The sequence below is a fragment of the Burkholderia sp. AU30198 genome, assembly GCF_020419825.1.
Lineage (GTDB): Bacteria > Pseudomonadota > Gammaproteobacteria > Burkholderiales > Burkholderiaceae > Burkholderia.
This window is the reverse complement of sequence record NZ_JAIZSA010000011.1, coordinates 56,631-74,392: the sequence shown is the minus strand read 5'-3', so window position 1 is coordinate 74,392 and position 17,762 is coordinate 56,631. Positions and strand designations below refer to the sequence as shown.

The window sequence follows — 17,762 nt, the reverse complement described above, 5'->3', positions numbered from 1 at the left end:
TAGGCCGCGCTCCTTTGGGACCGGGCTCACGCATTTCCACGCGCATCAACTGGCCTCCGCCAGTCGGACGCCGTGTTCGTCGCTGCTCGGGACGGCGGGCCTCACCCCGTGCCACTTGGCGCGTTCGAGGATGTTGGGCGCATGCTCGAGGCCGATCATTTCCGAATAGTGTTTCTGATTCGTCTGAATCAGACGCTCCTTCTCCTCAACGCTGGTGACGCTCATCCGGACGTGTCGCAGAAGGAAGTGCACATCTTCGGGGGCGTAGCTGCCGCTGCCGACGGTGCTCAGGCTGGCGAGGAGATTACCCATTGATCAGCCCCGCCACCAGTTTCGCCAGCTGGCTGCGCGCCGGTGTCGCCCACATGTGGCAGAGGTCCATGTACCCCAGATCGGTGATGCTGTCGCCGAAGCCCAGGACTGGCCGCTCGCCGTGGAACTCGCGGTCGCGGCGCAACCACTCCTGAACGGCCAGGCGCTTGGCCAGCCCCATTGGCAGGAAGGCGAGGTTGTTGCCGTTGGCGTGAACGTGCATGTCTTCCAACATGCGCCGGGACCGAACTTCGACCAGCACCTCGGCGAGCACCGAGTCATCGGGCTCGTTGTGCTTGACCACCACGTAATGGCGCAGGCCTTCCTCTTCCACCACCCAGCTGCGAAGCGAGTAGCCGAGTTCCCTGCCGATCCGCAACGCAGCCTCGCTCAGTGCCGGCAGTCGGTCCTGAACGCTCCGGAGGGACTCGGCCATCCGTCCGTGCCAGGTCGGATCGGGTAATCCGTCGGGACGGAGTATTACGCCCCCATGCGAGCAGATTGCACCGTTGACGAAGGGAAGCATGACGCGGCTGTAGGCCTCCACGCTGCGCGCGGTGACCGGAACGACGTCGGCGGTGGCCAGCAGCCAGTTGATGAACGCGTGCTGGACCGGGCACATGAACCCGTTGGGCTGACCGTGCACATCCAGCGTGGCCGGCGTTCGCGGGGCGCCTTCCGCCATCTTGCGGACGGTCTGGAGCAGGGTGTCGTCGAGGTCGACGAATGCCAGCGGGCGATTACCACTCATCGCAAATCACCTCTGCCTTCAGTGCCTCGACCAGTTCTGCAGGGAGTGCCTGCGACGGGGTTTCCGTGCAGATCAGGACCCGGTCGAACTGGCCGGGCTTCACGTTGTAGAGGAAATTCGGGATACCGAGGCCGTAGTTGTCGGAGAACGACAGCGCATGCTCGATCGCGTGGCCCAGGGCGATGGGGGACCGGGTGGTCGAGCTGAAGCGGACATCCGCGCCAGATCGCTCCAGGCGTTCCGCCAGCAGGAAAGGACGCCAGACGAACTCGCCGGTCCCTACCACGATGACTTTCTCGCCGGGCTGGACCTGAACGTCCGGCGCGAGCGTGTCGTCCACATGCCGAACGCCCAGACGTCCCCAGTCATTGCGGGGCGAGAGAGGCCATTCACCGATGGAAACGGCACCGACGTCCGGCATGTCCGGCGGAGGCGCGGACTGATCCTCGTGGAACTGATAGGAGCCAGTCAGCAGCGATACGGCGGTGGCCGGTTCCCCGATGGCTTGACGAACCGCACCGGCAGACCAGTCCGTCAGGACGCAAGTGACCACTCGCTGGACCTTGCTCAGGCCTGCTTCGACCAGTGCGCGGTGCAGGTTCACGAAGGTCTTGCCAGTAGAGGCTTCATCGTCCACCAGGACCAGGGATCGAGCCTGCAGCATCAGATCGCGAACCTCGAGATCGACCGGCAGGTGGATCAGATGGGCGCTGGCATGGCTGTGCTCTTCCTCGAATCGAGCGAAGACGCCGGTACCCAGCGGATGACGGGTGCTGGTGAGGTACACACTGTCAGGACGGGCCGCACGGTAGGCGCGGTGCACGCCGGCGCCGAGGCCAACTGCGGTTTCGGCCATGCCGATCACGAGTACCGGCCCGGGCAGGTCCGCCGGAATTTTGGCAGCCAGGCGCTCGAAGCTGGCCGCCATGGTCGACGGGCGCACAGGTATATGACGGCCCAGGACTTTGGATACGAAGAGGAATGCCCGCTTGGGATTCCGGCGCTCGGCGAAACCGAACAGATTCGACGGGGGCAGGGCGGCGGCGTCGACTTTGATCTCGAGCAGACCCCGCTTGAGTTGGGCGCGCAGGCACGTTGGTCCTACGTGGCTTTCCATGAACAGCATCCTCGTTTAGCGTGGCTCGGAGATCCACGACGACCGCCTGAGCCTGGTGCGCAGTCGTTAAAAACTGTGTTCGCGCCAAGTACCAGCAACCTTGTCCCGGAGTCGCTGATTGAACCCGAAACCTTTCAAAATGAAATGTAATCGTATCAAATATGAAAGAAATGTGGGAGTCCGCTTGTACGGGTAGCCCAGTGGTCATCGTTTTCGGCTTTGTTCGAGAGGATGGCCTTGCGGGCCAAGCGTGGCTTGGTGACGACGGTCGGCCTTTGGAGCGAAGCCGATGCGGTGATCGCGGCCCGCTGAAAGCGGTGAGGTGAGGGGAGCGGAAGGGTGAGGCAGGAGGACGGCGGCCCGCGTTGCGCGGGCCGGTGTGGGGTGTCCCGCGAAGTCATTGCGCCTTCGGTATGGGATTGAGGTTCGGGCAACAGTGGTTGGGGCATCCAGGGCCGAATGTGATTTCGACACCTCGGCCTGTATCGTCAAACTCGCTCGCGGGAAACGGTAACTTGTAGATTCGGGCGATCATGGAATTTCGTTCGCCTCGGATCGAAAATTGATCTAGTGCTGCCTTAACGTTCGCAGCACGTCGATGAGCAAGAGCTGTCGGCTTTCTCTCCGTCGGCTCAGCTAGTCCAACGATCGACACCACGTCGACAATGGGGAAGCGATTGCGTATGTCGTTCGACCATACGGAAAGCTTCGCCAGTTCGTCGGTAGATAGGTCGCTTGAATTGTTGTCGAATCGAACATCAAGACCCCGACCGGGCATGTTCGATGGGCCATCGCATCCGAACGCGGTATGTGCGCAACTCAACGCGAGCGTGACGGCAGTCAGGAACTGAGTCACCGTCGATATCGTACCCGGCGACACTGTTGGCACTTGGGAGTGAGAACACCGCATACGCGGGCGTTCCGTGGTCAGCGATTGATGAGTTTGCTGTGTGGCGTCACGCGAGGGTCGTCACACATCCATGCGCAGCTGCCTTTGCATATCGGCGTAAATTCCAGGATCATCTGATTGGTTTTTATTGTGCCGTCCGGTCGTCGTGTAATCATTTCATCGGTAAATGTCTTTTTGTCGATTAGGATATGATCGGTGCTGATGCCAAGTTGTTGCAAGTATTCCTTTGCGTTTTCTCCGCGCATATCCTTCAATTCTTCGATGTTCCTCTCGTGGGTGAAGGCGCCCGCAATTATTATTGCTTGAATTTCAACATCCGGCCATTTCTTTGCCTCGATAACGCTATCGGCTATCGTCACTCTGTCTGCATTGGAAAGTGTTGTTGTGTTGAGTGGAAGTTGCAAACGCGCTTCCTCGCCTATCGTGCACGCCGCTGCTGAGTTCAATAGCATTGACGACAACGCGAGTGCACAGGCTGCAACGCTGGATCCGAGGGGGTTTCTGTTCATTATTCGATCGTCTTGTCAAAAGTTGCTATATATCCGGTAATGCTGTCCGCATTATTAATGGCAAGGTCCGGGTTGTTCGCTGCGAAAAATTTCATTCCGGATTCGCTATTTCCATACATGGCGTCATCTGAATCGAATGTGTCGGTGAAGTGGGTGCACTCGTGAATTAGCACCTTTATCTGCGCCTCATGATACAACTCACCAAACGGGTCGCTGCAAAATGACGAGTAGATAGCAATGACTCGTTTATCGGAGTCGGGCTTGCAGACGGCGGCACGGTTTTGACCGCTGTCAGGTACGACTTTGCAGGATAGATTCCTGCTGGTTGCACTGTCCCATCGAACAATTTTTTCTGGCACCAGCTCTAGCATCGCGGAGCGCAATCGTGGAAGACCGGCCGATAACGTGTTGCGAATCTGCGCATTAGCACGTCCAAAATAGGTGGTGACGCGCGCTTGTTCGCTTGTGTCCCACCTTGCTAGCGCTGCAATGCGGGAATTGATCAGACGGACGGCTTCATCGCGAGCGCGCATCACGATCTTTCTGAACGCTTCATTGCTCATGTTCGGGCAAATCGGCTTCGTGTTGATATCGACATACACCTTGGAACCGGGCCTTGTGTTCGTCATGGCCGTGTCGTGTACCAGCACGTAGTCGTCGTCAGGATTCGACATGTCTGTTCCTAGCGATCTCGAACTTGATCGATTCCGCAGACGCGGATGTGACGCGTTGTGTGTGGCCTGTTGCGTCTGTCACGCCGCTGAATATCTTTCCGGACGATAGGCGAATCCGATATCGGACATTCGCGAGCGGTCGTCCGCTATCCGCCTCGCGTAACACATACTGTTCGTCGTGGATGCCTGATGCAGACCCGTATCGCGTGGGCGCGAACGAAGAAAGCGCGGTGGTCGAGCTTGCCGCGTAGTAGCCACCGTCACCGCAGTCATCGTCGTCCTCGTAAAAGAAAGTGCAATCGCCGCCGGACATGAGAAGGTTTTGTCCGCACGGGCAGAGCACCGCGTCGCCCTCCAAAGCCATACATCGCCCGTTGGATATCACGCCCACCGCGCTGCCAGCTATCGGAAACATCCCCTCGCAATTTCCACATGTCGCCTTGTCGCCGTTTACGGCGATGGTTTTGTTTTCGCTAAGCATATCTGACGAACCACTGATGACGATTCCGCCTGTCGTCGTCGGATCGCCGATCCTCACTGCTCGTCGGCTCATGGGTCTATCCTCAATTGAAGTTGGTAGAGACCTGATCGGCTGACTTCGAGTCATGCATCGCGTATTGATCGATCGCGGCATCTTCAACGGAGATAGCCGGCTGCATGTTCTTCTTCCATCGACCCGGATGCGTTGTGTACGGACAAGCTATAGACAATGGCGGGTGAGATTTTCTCTGTCTATAGAACGAGTACGATTTTTGGTTTGCAGTCCGACTTAATTTTGTGGTGTGAAACGGCCATCGAAACCGGGGCGAAGGGTGGTCGAGCGTAACGCGGCAGCATCGGTACGCCTGAGGCGGCGGGCGACGCACGCGGTGGGCACGGTGAGCGTGTTTGGATGAGCACGCCGAGAGAGGCCAGGAACGCGGCGGGGAGGTCACCCGCCCGTACGTCATTCTGGCTCGGCGTACGTTGGGTCGTCAGGAGCGGCGTGCATGTGCGGGCAAACCGGATCGAGGTGGAACGCTCAATCTGGCGATTTGCTGCGAAATGAGAAATGAGACTTGAACGAAATTCGTGCGCGATATGAGGTATCGGCCGATACGGTGTCGAAATCGCGTCCGCGGACCGGGGCGACACCGTGCGTATCAAGATGACGCGGGCACGGCGGAGAGGGACACCGGCCCGCGTCGGACCGCCCGGTTCCGGCCGGGCGGTCAGGGCCTGTCGCTGGCGCGCCAGGCCCTGAACCGTCAGACGGCGAGGCAGAGGTACTTGATCACGACATAGTCGTCGATGCCGTAGTGCGAGCCTTCGCGGCCGAGGCCCGATTGCTTCACGCCACCGAACGGCGCGACTTCGTTCGAGATCAGGCCCGTGTTCACGCCGACCATCCCGTACTCGAGCGCTTCCGCAACCTTCCACACGCGGCCGATGTCGCGGCTGTAGAAGTACGCGGCCAGGCCGAATTCGGTGTCGTTCGCGAGGCGGATCACTTCGTCGTCGCTGCCGAACTTGAACAGCGGCGCGAGCGGCCCGAACGTCTCTTCCTTCGCGACCTTCATCGCCGGCGTGACACCCGTCAGCACGGTCGGCTCGAAGAAGCCGTGGCCGAGCGCGTGGCGCTTGCCGCCCGTCACGACGGTCGCACCCTTCGCGAGCGCGTCCTCGATGTGCGCCTCGACCTTCAGCACCGCCGCTTCGTTGATCAGCGGGCCTTGCGTGACGCCCGGCTCGGTGCCGCGGCCCACCTTCAGCTGGCCGACGGCCGCCGCGAGCTTCTGCGCGAACTGGTCGTACACGGCTTCATGCACGTAGAAGCGGTTCGTGCACACGCAGGTCTGGCCGCTGTTGCGGTACTTCGACGCGATCGCACCTTGCACGGCCGCATCGAGATCGGCATCGTCGAACACGATGAACGGTGCATTGCCGCCGAGCTCCAGCGACACCTTCTTGACCGTCGCCGCGCACTGCGACATCAGCAGGCGGCCGACCGGCGTCGAGCCGGTGAACGACAGCTTGCGCACGATCGGATTCGACGTCAGCTCGCCGCCGATCGCCTTCGGGTCGCCCGTGACGACGCTGAACACGCCGGCCGGTACGCCCGCGCGCTCGGCCAGCACGGCCATCGCGAGCGCGGAGAACGGCGTCGCCTCGGCCGGCTTCACGACGATCGGGCAGCCTGCCGCGAGTGCCGGGCCGACCTTGCGCGTGATCATCGCCGCCGGGAAGTTCCACGGCGTGATCGCCGCGCAAACGCCGATCGCTTCCTTCGTCACGACGATGCGCTTGTCGCTCGCCGGCGTCGGGATCGTGTCGCCGTACACGCGCTTGCCTTCTTCCGCGAACCATTCGAGGAAGGATGCGGCATAACCGATTTCGCCCTTCGCTTCAGCCAGCGACTTGCCCTGCTCGGTCGTCAGGATCAGCGCGAGGTCGTCGGCGTTTTCCATCATCAGGTCGTGCCACTTGCGCAGGACGACCGCGCGTTCCTTCGCGGTCTTCTTGCGCCACGCCGGCCACGCGGCGTTCGCGGCTTCGATCGCGTGACGCGTCTCGGCCGTGCCCATCGCCGGCACGGTGCCGAGCAGGCCCCCCGTTGCCGGGTTGCGGACTTCGAACGTCTCGCCGTTCGTCGCGCCTTGCCATTCGCCGTTGACGTACGCCTGCTGGCGGAACAGCGACGGGTCTTTCAGTGCCAGGGTTTCCTGAACCGAGCTCATATGAATCACCTGCTTTGAAATGGACGGATGAAACGGCCGCCGCCGTCATGAAGACGGCGGCGGCATATTCAGTTGATGAAGTCGACGGGAACTCAGGCCGGCACGCCGACCGTTTCCTTCAGCACTTCCTCGAGGATCACGAGTGCTTCGTCGAACACGGCTTGCGGGATCGTCAGCGGGAACAGGAAGCGCACGACGTTCGAGTACACGCCGCACACGAGCAGCAGCAGGCCGCGCTCGAGCGCACGCGCCTGTACGCGCTTCGTGAATTCCGCATCCGGCTCGCCCGAGCCCGGCTTCAGGAACTCGACCGCGATCATCGCGCCCGGGCCGCGCACGTCGGCGATCTGCGGCACGTCGGCCTGCAGTGCGTTCAGCTTTGCCTTCAGCACGTCGCCGAGTTGCGTCGCGCGCTCGCACAGCTTCTCTTCGTCGATGATCTCGAGCACCGCGTGCGCCGATGCGACGGCCAGCGGGTTGCCCGCGTACGTGCCGCCGAGGCCGCCAGGCGCTGCCGCGTCCATCACGTCCGCACGGCCGACGACGCCCGACAGCGGCATGCCGCCTGCGAGGCTCTTCGCCATCGTGATCAGGTCGGCCAGCACGTCGTAGTGCTGCATCGCGAACAGCTTGCCGGTACGCGCGAAGCCCGTCTGGACTTCGTCGGCGATCAGCAGGATGCCGTGTTCGTTACAGATCTTGCGCAGTGCGCGCACGAACTCGGCCGGCGCCGGGTTGAAGCCGCCTTCGCCCTGAACCGGTTCGAAGATGATCGCGGCGACGCGCTTCGGATCGATGTCGGCCTTGAACAGCATCTCGATCGCCTTGATCGAGTCGGCGGTCGTCACGCCGTGCACGGCGTTCGGGTACGGGGCGTGGAACACGTCGCCCGGGAACGGGCCGAAGTTCAGCTTGTACGGGGCGACCTTGCCGGTCAGCGCCATGCCCATCATCGTGCGGCCGTGGAAGCCGCCCGCGAAGGCGATGACGCCCGGACGGCCGGTGGCTGCACGTGCGATCTTGATCGCGTTCTCGACGGCTTCTGCGCCGGTCGTGAAGAACGCGGTCTTCTTCGGGAAATCGCCCGGCGCGCGGTCGTTGATCTTCTCTGCCAGCTCGACGTACGACGCGTACGGGACGATCTGGTAAGCGGTGTGCGTGAAATTGTTCAGTTGGTCCGCGATCGCCTTGACGATCTTCGGGTGGCGGTGGCCCGTGTTCAGCACCGCGATGCCGGCGGCGAAATCGATGAAGCGGCGGCCTTCGACATCCCACAGTTCCGCGTTCTCGGCGCGGGCTGCGTAGAAATCGCACATCACGCCAACGCCGCGCGGGGTGGCGGCGTTCTTGCGGGCCTGCAGGTCGGCATTCTTCACGGTCATCTCCTTGATGTTCTTTCCGGTGAGTAGGGAAGCGGGCGCGTTGGCAGCCCATGGAGGCGACTATAATCACATTTGGCTCTGACAATCAGAGCCATTTCAATAAATATACAGGAGCCAATCATGCGCGCGAGCGTGTTGTCGGACTGGCTGGCGCAGCGTCTCGTGCGCGGCGGCGAACAGCCGATCTACCGGCAGCTTCACCGGCTGCTGCAACAGGCGATCCTGTCGCGCGAACTGCCGGCCGGCACGCGCGTGCCGTCTTCGCGGCTGCTCGCGGCCGAGCTCGGGATCGCGCGCAACACGGTCACGCAGGTTTACGAACAGCTTGCGCTCGAAGGCTATGTGAACTCGGCGACGGGCCGCGGGACGTTCGTCGCGGACAGCGCGCCGGACGAGATCGTCGGCGCACCGCCCGACGCGGCCGCCGTGCGACCGGCGCTCGTGCAGTCGTCGGTGCGGCGGCTGTCCGCGCGCGGCACGCGGCTCGTCGAAGGCGCCGGCGTGTCGAAGCGGCAGGGCGGCGCGTTCATGCCGGGCGTGCCCGATGTGTCGCGATTTCCGGCGCGCGTGTGGACGCGGCTGCACAACAAGTATTGGCGGCGCCTGCGCCCCGACCTGCTGACCTACGCGCCGGGCGGCGGGCTCGCGCTGCTGCGCGAGGCGTTGGCCGACTACCTGCGCACGTCGCGCTCGGTGCGCTGCACGCCCGAGCAGATCGTGATCACGACCGGCATCCACCAGTCGATCGACCTCGCGGTGCGGCTGCTGACCGACCCGGGCGACGCGATCTGGACCGAAGACCCGTGCTACTGGGGCGTGCGCAGCGTGCTGAACGTGTCGGGGCTGACGACGCGGCCGATTCCGGTCGACGACGAAGGGATCGCGCCGTCGGCCGCCGATCTCGCCGAGCCGCCGAAGCTGATGCTCGTCACGCCGTCGCATCAGTATCCGCTCGGCATGGTGATGAGCCTCGCGCGGCGGCGCATGCTGCTCGAATACGCGCGCCAGCACGGCTGCTGGATCATCGAGGACGACTACGACAGCGAATTCCGCTACGGCAGCCGGCCGCTCGCGTCGCTGCAGGGTCTCGACACGTCGGGGCAGGTGATCTACGTCGGCAGTTTCGGCAAGACGCTGTTCCCGGGGCTGCGGGTCGGCTACCTGGTCGCGCCGGAGCCGCTCGCGGAAAGCTTCGCGACCGCGAGCGCCGAGCTGTATCGGGAAGGGCAGTTGTTGCAGCAGGCCGTGCTCGCCGAATTCATCGCGGAAGGGCACTTCGTGTCGCATATCCGCAAGATGCGCACGCTGTACGGGCAGCGCCGCGAGGTGCTGCTCGACGCGGTCGCACGCCGCTATGGCGACACGCTGCACGCGCTCGGCAGCGATGCGGGGCTGCATCTGGTCACGCAGTTGCCGGAAGGTGTCGACGATCGCGCGGTCGCGCAGGCCGCGCTCGAACGCAATATCGTCGTGCGGCCGCTATCCGGCTACTACGCGGATCGCGAACGTGCGGCGTCGGGGTTGCTGCTCGGCTATGCGTGCGTGCCGGAGGACGAGATTGCGACCGCGTTCGCGACGCTCGCCGAGGCGATTGACGAGCGGGCGTTCGGCAAGGCGGTCGAGGTGGCTTGAACGGAGTATCCAACTGCAGCATTGCGTCGCGATGCGCGCTGTTGATGGCCGACCGAGCCATTCTCTCCGCAGTGCGGAGAGAATTCGCAGTTTCATTGCACCCCCGACCCTCAATACCCGATCCACACCGCGAACGTCAGCACGACGCACGACAGTGCGAGCAGCGTCAGGAACAGCGGCAGCACGAAGCGGATCCACGCGCCGAAATCGACGCGTGCCGTTGCCAGATACGCGAGCAGCATCCCCGACGTCGGCGTGACCAGGTTCGTCAGCCCGCCGCCGAGCACGAACGCGAGCACCGAGGTCTGGCCGCTCACGCCGGAGAGCTGCGCGATCGGCCCGATGATCGGCATGCTGACCGCCGCCTTGCCCGACACCGACGGAATGAACACGTCGAGCACCATCTGCACGCCCATCAGCCCGTTCGCGACCCACACGGGCGACTGGCCGTCCGCCATCCGCGTGAAGAAGTTGATCAGCGTGTCGAGCACGAGGGCGTTCTGCAGCAGCAGTTCGACGGACGCGGCGAGCCCCATCAGCAGCGCCGCGAGGATCATGTTCTTCATCCCGTCGACGAACGCGTCGGCCGCGCTGCGCGAATCGAGCCCGCCGATCACGGCCGTCGCGATGCTCACGAACGTATAGAACGCCGCCAGCTCGACGTTGCCCCACTTCAGTTCGCGCGTGCCGTAGATCAGCATCGCGACGGCCGCCGCGAACACGGCCAGCGTCGCCTTGTGGCGCAGCGACAGCTTCGCGGCCCCATGCGCGGCGTGGCCGGCGGCGGTCTGCCCGGCGCGATAGCCGGTGCTGCGCACGTAGCGCAGCAGGTACAGGATGCCGATCGTCAGGAAGACGACGAACACGGCCGCGCGCAGCGCGACGCCACTGAACAGCGGCACACCGACGAGCGGCTGCGCGACAGCCAGCGCGAGCGGGTTCGTGACCGACGCGATGTAGCCGATCTTCGCGGCGAGCGCGACCAGCGCGACCGCGAACAGGTCCGACAGGCCGAGGCGCCGCGCGATCACGACGACCATCGGAATGATCACGAGGTACTCGGAGATGAAGCCGAGCAGCGTGCTGCCGAGCCCGATCAGGATCATCAGCAGCGGCGTGAGCAGATACGCGTTGTTGCCGGTGAGCTGCAGCAGCCGGTCGATGCCCGCATCGACCACGCCGGTGCGGCGCATCACGCCGAACATCCCGCCGACGAACATCACCATCACGATCAGCGGCGCATTCTTCAGCAATCCTTCCGGTATCGCGACGAACGCCGAGACGAGGCTCGCGGGCATCGCATGCGTGGGCGTGCTGTGGCTGACCGCTGGCGCGACAAGTGTCGAAAAGGCGGTGGTCTTCGGCACCACGTGATAGGTGCCCGGCACGACGAGCCGGCCGTTGCGCTCGAAGCGGCCGGAATCGACGCTCCACGTGAGCGCGATCGCGACGGCCAGCACCCACAGCATCATCACGACCGGATGCAGCATCTTGCCGTGCGGATGCGGCGCGCGGCCGGCGTGTGCCGATGCGTCGCCGGTTGCGCTGTCGGCCGCGTGGTCGGTCGATGCATCGGCCGGGGCCGCGATCGCAGTGGCGTCGGCGGCGCGCGCGCCGGTCGGGTTCGGGGAAGAGGCGGGCATCGGATCCTCGTCGGTGAGGGAAGCGGGCCGTCAGGCCGGTTGCAGCGCGGCGCGCGCCGGGACGTAGCCGAGTTCGGCGGAAATCGCGTAGCTGCACGCCTGCAGGCGTTCGAGATAGTCGGGGATATCGGCGTGGCTCACGCGCACCTCGGGCCCCGTCACGCTGACGGACGCGACCGTCGCGCCCGTGAGGTCGCGCACCGGCACCGCGATCCCGACCGCGCCGGGCGTCACCTCGCCGCTGCTCACCGCATAGCCTTTGCGCGCGACCGCGTCGAGTTCGCCGGCGAGCTTCGCCGGGTCGTCGGCCTGCCCGTTCCGGCGTAGTTGCGCGAGATATTGGTCGCGCACCGCGTCGGGCGCGAACGCGAGCAGCACCTTGCCCGATGCGCCGAAATTGATCGGCCGGCGGTTGCCGACCGCGCCGACGGTACGCACTGTGTGCGTCGTCTCGCAACGCGCGACGCACACCGATTCGAGCCCTTCGCGCACGCGCAGCACGATGGTCTCGTTGATCGCCTGGTTGAGCGCGAGCATGTGCCGGTGCGCGGCGCGCACGAGCGCGTTCTGCTGCGACGCGGCCACGCCGATCACGAACGCCTGCGGGCCGAGCGCATAGGTGGACGTGCGCGGGTCCTGCACGACGAAGCGGTGCAGTTCGAGCGTGCACAGCATCCGGTACGTGCGCGACTTGTTGATGCCGAGTTGCGACGCGAGTTCTGTCACGCCGAGGTTCGGGTGCTCGGCTACGTAGGTCAGCAGCTTCAGCGCGCTGTCGACGGCGTCGACGATGTAGGTCGTCATGCGATGTCTCCCTGCGGCGCGATGCGCGCGCGGACGTAATCGGCGAGCGCGTCGAGGTACGCATCGACCGAGCGCTTCAGCGTGGCGAAGCCCGCGTGTTTCGCAAACGCGGCTTCGTCCATGTACAGCGCGCGATTGAATTCGATCTGGATGCTGTGCCGTTGCCGTGCGGGGTCGGCGAGCGCGGTCAGCAGGTCGCCGCCCTGGTACGGGTCGTTGACCTGCACGCGATAGCCGGCGTCGACGAACCATTGCGCGGTCCACGCGGTGAAGGCCGGATCGGCGGTCGTGCCGCGCCGGTCGCTGACGACGACGTCCGGCCGCAATTCGCCCGCGTCGACGTTCATCGCGTTGCCGCGCGACTTCATCGAATGGCAGTCGATGTGCCACAGCGCACCGTGCGCGGCATGCAGCGGCTCGGCGATGCCGGCGAGCGCACGGCGGTACGGCAGGTAGTACGCGTCGATCCGGTGGCGCACTTCCGCGAGCGACAGCTTGCGGTCGTACAGCGGCACGCCGGGCAGCGCGTCGCGCCGGATCAGTCCCATCCCGCGCTGCGTGTACGGCTGCGGCGACAGCGGCTCGGGCCACGGCTCGGCGAGCAGCGTTGCGTCGATGTCGGTTTCTGCGCGGTTCGGATCGATGTACGCGCGCGGAAACGTCGCGCCGAGCAGCGTGCCGCCGCGCGCGGGCGTGCCTGCCCACAGTTCGTCGATGTATGCGTCCCACGTCGTGCGGATCGCGTCGTCGGGGGCGACGGTGGCGAAGTCCGGCGGATACGCGATGCCGCTGTGCGGCGAGTCGACGACGATCGGCAGGGCCGGCATCGTCGGCGTCGCGATGAAATGCGCGGGCGATGCATCGGCAGTCGCGTTGTTGCAATTAAACGTCAGCATGGGGATCAGGTTCTTTACCTAGTTTCTCGAAGCGTCTCGTGCGTTTGTTTTAATCATTAAAACAGCGTATCAATATTTCACAACGACTGAAAATCGCGGTCAAGGGCTTTTTGCGATACCGGGATTACGCGCCATGATCGGGCTGTAATGCCCGTGGTTATTGGGCTTGTTTCATTCCTCGAAACGCCTGGCGATTCAAGGGTATTTGACTCCCGTGTACGATTTTTGGCATCGCTTGACGCTTCAAATCGCAGAATTCGACAATGAATAAGACGATGTTTTATTCAATAAAACACGTTTCGAGCGAAATAAATCGCTCCCCATATTCAATCGATAAAAGGGGTCGGAGATGAAACAAAAAGGGATGGCGGTCGCGCTGGCGGGTATCGCAACGGCGGCGGGTGCGATGCACGCGCACGCACAGTCGAGCGTGACGCTGTACGGCGTGGTCGATTCCGGGATCACGTACACGAACAACCAGAACGGTCATGCCGCGTGGCAGGCGACCGGCGGTAACGAACAGGGCACGCGTTTCGGGCTGCTCGGCAAGGAGGAACTCGGCGGCGGCACGCGTGCAGTGTTCCGGCTCGAGAACGGCTTCAACATCGAGAGCGGTGCCGCGAGCCAGGGCGGCCGGCTGTTCGGGCGCCGCGCGTACGTGGGGCTGGAGAATGATCGCTGGGGCACGCTGACGATGGGCCGCCAGTACAACGCGGCACAGGAAGTGCTGGAGCCGCTGCAGATCGGCGCGACCACCGCGCTCACGCAGTACGCGCTGCACCCGTTCGACACCGACGACCTGAACAACACGTTCCGCACCAACAACTCGGTGCAGTACCAGACGCCTACCTGGTACGGGTTGCGCGCGGTCGGCCTGTACGGGTTCTCGAATTCGACGTCGTTCGCGCAGAACCGCGTGTGGAGCATCGGCACGAGCTACGAGAACGGGCCGCTGCAGCTCGGCGCGGCCTACGTGCGCGTCGATCATCCGGCCATCGACACGACGGGCGCGGCCGCGTCCGACAACTACTACACGTTCATCAAGGGCGTGACGCGCCAGCAGATCTGGGGCGCGGGCGGCGCGTATGCATGGGGCGCCGCGACCTTCGGGCTGCTGTACACGAGCTCGCTGTTCAACCTGCAGACGGGCGGCTCGACGCGCTTCAACAACTACGAGGGCAGCGTGCGCTACCTGATGACGCCCGCGCTGCAGTTCGCGCTCGGCGAAACCTACACGCAGGTGCTCGCGTCGCAGAGCCCGAAGCCGAGCTCGCACTACCTGCAGACGAGCGTCGGCGCGCAGTATTTCCTGTCGAAGCGCACCGATGTCTACGTGAACGCGTTCTACCAGCGCGCGTCGTCGAACGCGGTGGCCGCGATCGAAGGGATCTCGAATCCGTCGAGCACGCGCACGCAGATCGTCGCGGTGACGGGCATCCGCCACAAGTTCTGACGCGGCGGCAGGCCGCGGGCGCGCGCTTTCTGCTTACAGCCGGATCAGCGCCGCGCCCGCCACCACCAGCACGCACGCGACGAGCCGCTGCGCGCCGGGCCGCTCGCGCATCACGAGCCAGCCGATCGCGACCGCGAAGATCGAGCTCGTTTCGCGCAGCGCCGACACCGTCCCGACCGGCAAGTACCGGTACGCGAGGATCACGATCCCGTACGCGGCGAGCGAGATCGTGCCGGCGATCGCACCCTGCTTGAGCGCGGTGCGCGAGCCGAGCACCGCGCGCGGCCCGCCACGCACCGCGCAGACCAGCACGAACTGCGGCACGCTCCACAGCACGTACACCCATGCGATGTAGCCGAGCGCGCTGCCGGACACGCGCGAGCCGATGCCGTCGCAGATCGAATACGCGGCGATGAACACGCCCGTGAGCAGCGCAAACGGCACGCCTTCGCCGGAGAACCGGAAGCCGCGCCGCAGCGCGAGCGACATGATGCCGAACGACACGAGCGCGATGCCCGCGAAGCCGAACGGCGTCGGCCGCTCGTGCAGGATCGCGAGCGCCAGCACCGACACGAGTAGCGGCGAGATGCCGCGCGCGATCGGGTAGATCTGCCCGAATTCGCCGCTGCGGTACGCGCGCGCCAGCGTGAAGCAGTACGCGACTTCGAGCACGGCCGACCCGGCGATGTACGGCCACGCGGCGGGCGCCGGCGCGGGCAGCAGCGCGGCGCCGACGACGCCGAACGCGAAATACGGCAGCGACATCGTGCCGAGCTGGACGAGCCGGTCTTCGCTGACGTGGAGGAAGGCATTCCAGATCGCGTGCAGCAACGCGGAGCACAGCACGAGGCCGATGAAGAGGTGGTCCATGGACGAAGGGGCGGACAGGGGCGGGAGCGGAGGGGCGCCGTCATTATGTGGGTATCGGGCGCACTCGCATGGAATTGTCGATAATGGTGTGTTGTTATTCACCGGATGCCGACCATGACCGAAGCCACCCAAGCCCAGCCTGCCGTTCCGCGCCTCACGAGCCTGTCACATGGCGGTGGCTGCGGCTGCAAGATCGCGCCGGGCGTGCTGTCCGAGCTGCTGAAGCGCGCGACGCCGCCCGCCCTGTTCCCGGATCTGCTGGTCGGCACCGAGACGTCCGACGACGCGGCCGTCTATCGCCTCAACGACGAGCAGGCGATCGTCGCGACCACCGACTTCTTCATGCCGATCGTCGACGATCCGTTCGACTTCGGCCGCATCGCGGCCACCAACGCGCTGTCAGACGTCTACGCGATGGGCGGCAAGCCGATCCTCGCGCTCGCGCTGGTCGGGATGCCGATCAACGTGCTGCCGCACGAGACGATCGCGGCCGTGCTGCGTGGCGGCGAATCGGTGTGCGCGGATGCCGGCATTCCGGTCGCCGGCGGCCATTCGATCGATTCGGTCGAGCCGATCTACGGGCTCGCGGCGATCGGCGTCGTGCACCCGTCGCGCGTGAAGCGCAATGCGGCCGCACGCGCGGGTGACGTGCTGGTGCTCGGCAAGCCGCTCGGCGTCGGTGTGCTGTCCGCCGCGCTGAAGAAGAACCAGCTCGATGCCGATGGCTATGCGCAGATGGTCGCGACGACCACCAAGCTGAACCGGCCGGGCACCGAGCTTGCCGCGCTGCCGGGCGTGCATGCGCTGACCGACGTCACGGGCTTCGGGCTGCTCGGCCACACGCTCGAGCTGGCACGTGGCGCACACCTCACCGCGCGCGTGCACTATGCGTCGTTGCCGTGGCTCGCGGGCGTCGAGGCGTTCGTTGCCGACGGCGTGTTCACCGGCGCGTCGGGCCGCAACTGGGCCGCATACGGCGCGGACGTGCAGCTGGCCGACACGCTGCCACCCGTTGCGCAGGCGCTGCTGACCGATCCGCAGACGTCGGGTGGCCTGCTGGTCGCGTGCGCGCCCGAGGCCGTCGATGACGTGCTCGCATGCTTCCGTGCCGACGGCTTCGACCGCGCGGGCGTGATCGGCGAGATGGTGGACGGGCCGGCGCGCGTCGATGTCGCATGACGTTGAATCGCCACACCGGGCTTGTTTGCGGTCGCTAGAATCGATGCCTTCCATCGAAGGCATCGACGACCGATGAACGATTTCCTGTTCGGGCTGATGATCGCGCTGTCGGTCGGGCCCGTTGCGCTGATGATCGCGAACTACGGGATGCACGCGGGCACCGCGAGCGGCGTGCGCGCGGCGGTGGGTGTCGCGACGGCCGACGGCTGCTATGCGGTCGTCGCGTTCACGCTCGGCGCGATGCTCGCGACCACGCTCGCCGCGCATCTGTCGCTGTTTCGCCTGGTCGGCGCGCTCGTGCTGCTCGCGATGGGCGCGCGGATGCTGTGGCAGGCGCTGCGGGATCGCCGCCGCACGCTGGACGGCGATGCGCGGCCGCCGGGCAGCCGCCCGTTTGCATCGATGTTCTTCGTCACGCTGGCGAACCCGCTGACGATCCTGTTGTTCTACGGCTATGCAACGGCCGCGGCCGGTGCGCATCGGCACTGGCTGCTCGGTGCCGCGTGCGTGTTTGCCGGCAGCCTCGCGGGGCAACTCGTGTTCGCGTTCGGCGGTAGCGTGATCGGCCGGATCGTGAAGTCGCCGGGGCTGCTCGCGGCGAGCCATGTGGTTGCTGCGCTCGTCGTGCTGGGTTACGGAGTCGCAGGGCTGGCGCGGCTGTAGCAGTATGCGGAGAGCGGTTGTGCGGGCACGGCGGGCGAGTCGGTCAACTCGATAGCATTCCTGATGGTGTTGCATGAGGTGGATGCCGATTGCTGCGCAATTGCGCTCGAATTCCGGCGATGTGCATCACGCTTTGCGCGCAGATCTCGTCCGTACGGCAACATCGCTGCCGTTTCGTAGTCGGGTTCCGGATCGCGCACGCCCGTTCTATACTCCGACGCGCAGTCTACGAGAGCCGTTCTCACCCAAC

At 64.9% G+C, this 17,762-nt stretch carries 17 protein-coding genes; 4 read left to right on the top strand and 13 right to left on the bottom strand.

What is annotated here, in order from left to right; all coding sequences use genetic code 11:
- Positions 1–45: 45 nt before the first annotated feature.
- From LGN19_RS23320 to LGN19_RS23280, 9 genes are all read right to left on the bottom strand, one after another.
- A complete protein-coding gene (locus LGN19_RS23320; RefSeq protein WP_226217352.1) occupies positions 46–312 on the bottom strand; it encodes a cysteine protease StiP domain-containing protein in 267 nt (88 codons plus the stop codon).
- Positions 305–1,063 (bottom strand): trehalose phosphatase, encoded by a 759-nt coding sequence (locus LGN19_RS23315; protein ID WP_226217350.1) that lies wholly within the window; start codon positions 1,061–1,063, stop codon positions 305–307. The genes LGN19_RS23320 and LGN19_RS23315 overlap by 8 nt, the downstream gene beginning before the upstream one ends.
- A complete protein-coding gene (locus tag LGN19_RS23310; RefSeq protein ID WP_226217348.1) occupies positions 1,053–2,180 on the bottom strand; it encodes a phosphoribosyltransferase domain-containing protein in 1,128 nt (375 codons plus the stop codon). The genes LGN19_RS23315 and LGN19_RS23310 overlap by 11 nt, the downstream gene beginning before the upstream one ends.
- Positions 2,181–2,577: 397 nt before the next feature.
- On the bottom strand, positions 2,578–3,036 hold the full coding sequence (locus tag LGN19_RS23305) for a hypothetical protein (protein ID WP_226217346.1): 459 nt from the start codon (positions 3,034–3,036) through the stop codon (positions 2,578–2,580).
- A gap of 71 nt (positions 3,037–3,107) precedes the next feature.
- Positions 3,108–3,599 carry a hypothetical protein gene (locus LGN19_RS23300; protein ID WP_226217344.1) on the bottom strand — a complete coding sequence of 164 codons (492 nt, stop codon included), beginning with the start codon at positions 3,597–3,599 and terminating at the stop codon, positions 3,108–3,110.
- Entirely contained in the window at positions 3,599–4,273 is a 675-nt protein-coding gene (locus LGN19_RS23295) for a M35 family metallo-endopeptidase (RefSeq protein WP_226217343.1), read from the bottom strand. Before LGN19_RS23295 ends, LGN19_RS23300 begins: the two co-directional genes overlap by 1 nt.
- Positions 4,260–4,826, bottom strand: coding sequence for a PAAR domain-containing protein (locus tag LGN19_RS23290; RefSeq protein WP_226217341.1), 567 nt, complete (start codon positions 4,824–4,826; stop codon positions 4,260–4,262). Before LGN19_RS23290 ends, LGN19_RS23295 begins: the two co-directional genes overlap by 14 nt.
- 694 nt (positions 4,827–5,520) lie before the next feature.
- Entirely contained in the window at positions 5,521–6,990 is a 1,470-nt protein-coding gene (gene gabD, locus LGN19_RS23285) for an NADP-dependent succinate-semialdehyde dehydrogenase (protein ID WP_226217340.1), read from the bottom strand.
- Positions 6,991–7,082: 92 nt separating this feature from the next.
- The gene (locus LGN19_RS23280) at positions 7,083–8,366 is read right to left on the bottom strand and encodes a 4-aminobutyrate--2-oxoglutarate transaminase (RefSeq protein WP_122949629.1); all 1,284 of its coding nucleotides are present in this window, start codon (positions 8,364–8,366) and stop codon (positions 7,083–7,085) included.
- Positions 8,367–8,492: 126 nt separating this feature from the next.
- On the opposite strand from LGN19_RS23280, the gene LGN19_RS23275 reads away from it, so the two are divergent.
- Complete coding sequence (locus LGN19_RS23275) at positions 8,493–10,004, top strand: PLP-dependent aminotransferase family protein (RefSeq protein ID WP_122948108.1); 1,512 nt, start codon at positions 8,493–8,495, stop codon at positions 10,002–10,004.
- Positions 10,005–10,114: 110 nt separating this feature from the next.
- On the opposite strand, the gene LGN19_RS23270 is transcribed toward LGN19_RS23275, so the two are convergent.
- The 3 genes from LGN19_RS23270 to LGN19_RS23260 are packed head-to-tail and all read right to left on the bottom strand — an operon-like array spanning position 10,115 to position 13,347.
- Positions 10,115–11,647 (bottom strand): SLC13 family permease, encoded by a 1,533-nt coding sequence (locus LGN19_RS23270; protein WP_226217338.1) that lies wholly within the window; start codon positions 11,645–11,647, stop codon positions 10,115–10,117.
- A 30-nt stretch (positions 11,648–11,677) separates the two neighbouring features.
- Positions 11,678–12,451 carry an IclR family transcriptional regulator gene (locus tag LGN19_RS23265; RefSeq protein WP_174958113.1) on the bottom strand — a complete coding sequence of 258 codons (774 nt, stop codon included), beginning with the start codon at positions 12,449–12,451 and terminating at the stop codon, positions 11,678–11,680.
- Positions 12,448–13,347, bottom strand: coding sequence for an N-formylglutamate amidohydrolase (locus tag LGN19_RS23260; RefSeq protein WP_226217336.1), 900 nt, complete (start codon positions 13,345–13,347; stop codon positions 12,448–12,450). The genes LGN19_RS23265 and LGN19_RS23260 overlap by 4 nt, the downstream gene beginning before the upstream one ends.
- A 349-nt stretch (positions 13,348–13,696) precedes the next feature.
- Between LGN19_RS23260 and LGN19_RS23255 the strand changes: the two genes are divergently transcribed.
- Positions 13,697–14,800 carry a porin gene (locus tag LGN19_RS23255; protein ID WP_226217335.1) on the top strand — a complete coding sequence of 368 codons (1,104 nt, stop codon included), beginning with the start codon at positions 13,697–13,699 and terminating at the stop codon, positions 14,798–14,800.
- Between the two features lie 33 nt (positions 14,801–14,833).
- Here LGN19_RS23255 and LGN19_RS23250 read toward each other — a convergent pair whose 3' ends face one another.
- A complete protein-coding gene (locus LGN19_RS23250; RefSeq protein ID WP_226217333.1) occupies positions 14,834–15,670 on the bottom strand; it encodes a DMT family transporter in 837 nt (278 codons plus the stop codon).
- Between the two features lie 114 nt (positions 15,671–15,784).
- On the opposite strand from LGN19_RS23250, the gene selD reads away from it, so the two are divergent.
- Positions 15,785–16,849: a selenide, water dikinase SelD gene (selD, locus tag LGN19_RS23245; RefSeq protein ID WP_122948102.1), complete on the top strand. Its 1,065-nt coding sequence runs from the start codon at positions 15,785–15,787 to the stop codon at positions 16,847–16,849.
- 72 nt (positions 16,850–16,921) lie between these two features.
- Positions 16,922–17,512, top strand: a complete 591-nt coding sequence (locus LGN19_RS23240) for a LysE family translocator (protein ID WP_226217331.1) — start codon at positions 16,922–16,924, stop codon at positions 17,510–17,512.
- Positions 17,513–17,762: the final 250 nt, after the last annotated feature.

What these genes read in the sequence shown, in the direction of transcription:
- LGN19_RS23320 (WP_226217352.1), bottom strand. Translation starts at nt 312, where the DNA reads ATGGGTAATCTCCTCGCCAGCCTGAGCACCGTCGGCAGCGGCAGCTAC.
- LGN19_RS23315 (WP_226217350.1), bottom strand. Translation starts at nt 1,063, where the DNA reads ATGAGTGGTAATCGCCCGCTGGCATTCGTCGACCTCGACGACACCCTG.
- LGN19_RS23310 (WP_226217348.1), bottom strand. Translation starts at nt 2,180, where the DNA reads ATGGAAAGCCACGTAGGACCAACGTGCCTGCGCGCCCAACTCAAGCGG.
- LGN19_RS23300 (WP_226217344.1), bottom strand. Translation starts at nt 3,599, where the DNA reads ATGAACAGAAACCCCCTCGGATCCAGCGTTGCAGCCTGTGCACTCGCG.
- LGN19_RS23295 (WP_226217343.1), bottom strand. Translation starts at nt 4,273, where the DNA reads ATGTCGAATCCTGACGACGACTACGTGCTGGTACACGACACGGCCATG.
- LGN19_RS23290 (WP_226217341.1), bottom strand. Translation starts at nt 4,826, where the DNA reads ATGAGCCGACGAGCAGTGAGGATCGGCGATCCGACGACGACAGGCGGA.
- gabD (WP_226217340.1), bottom strand. Translation starts at nt 6,990, where the DNA reads ATGAGCTCGGTTCAGGAAACCCTGGCACTGAAAGACCCGTCGCTGTTC.
- LGN19_RS23275 (WP_122948108.1), top strand. Translation starts at nt 8,493, where the DNA reads ATGCGCGCGAGCGTGTTGTCGGACTGGCTGGCGCAGCGTCTCGTGCGC.
- LGN19_RS23270 (WP_226217338.1), bottom strand. Translation starts at nt 11,647, where the DNA reads ATGCCCGCCTCTTCCCCGAACCCGACCGGCGCGCGCGCCGCCGACGCC.
- LGN19_RS23265 (WP_174958113.1), bottom strand. Translation starts at nt 12,451, where the DNA reads ATGACGACCTACATCGTCGACGCCGTCGACAGCGCGCTGAAGCTGCTG.
- LGN19_RS23260 (WP_226217336.1), bottom strand. Translation starts at nt 13,347, where the DNA reads ATGCTGACGTTTAATTGCAACAACGCGACTGCCGATGCATCGCCCGCG.
- LGN19_RS23255 (WP_226217335.1), top strand. Translation starts at nt 13,697, where the DNA reads ATGAAACAAAAAGGGATGGCGGTCGCGCTGGCGGGTATCGCAACGGCG.
- LGN19_RS23250 (WP_226217333.1), bottom strand. Translation starts at nt 15,670, where the DNA reads ATGGACCACCTCTTCATCGGCCTCGTGCTGTGCTCCGCGTTGCTGCAC.
- selD (WP_122948102.1), top strand. Translation starts at nt 15,785, where the DNA reads ATGACCGAAGCCACCCAAGCCCAGCCTGCCGTTCCGCGCCTCACGAGC.
- LGN19_RS23240 (WP_226217331.1), top strand. Translation starts at nt 16,922, where the DNA reads ATGAACGATTTCCTGTTCGGGCTGATGATCGCGCTGTCGGTCGGGCCC.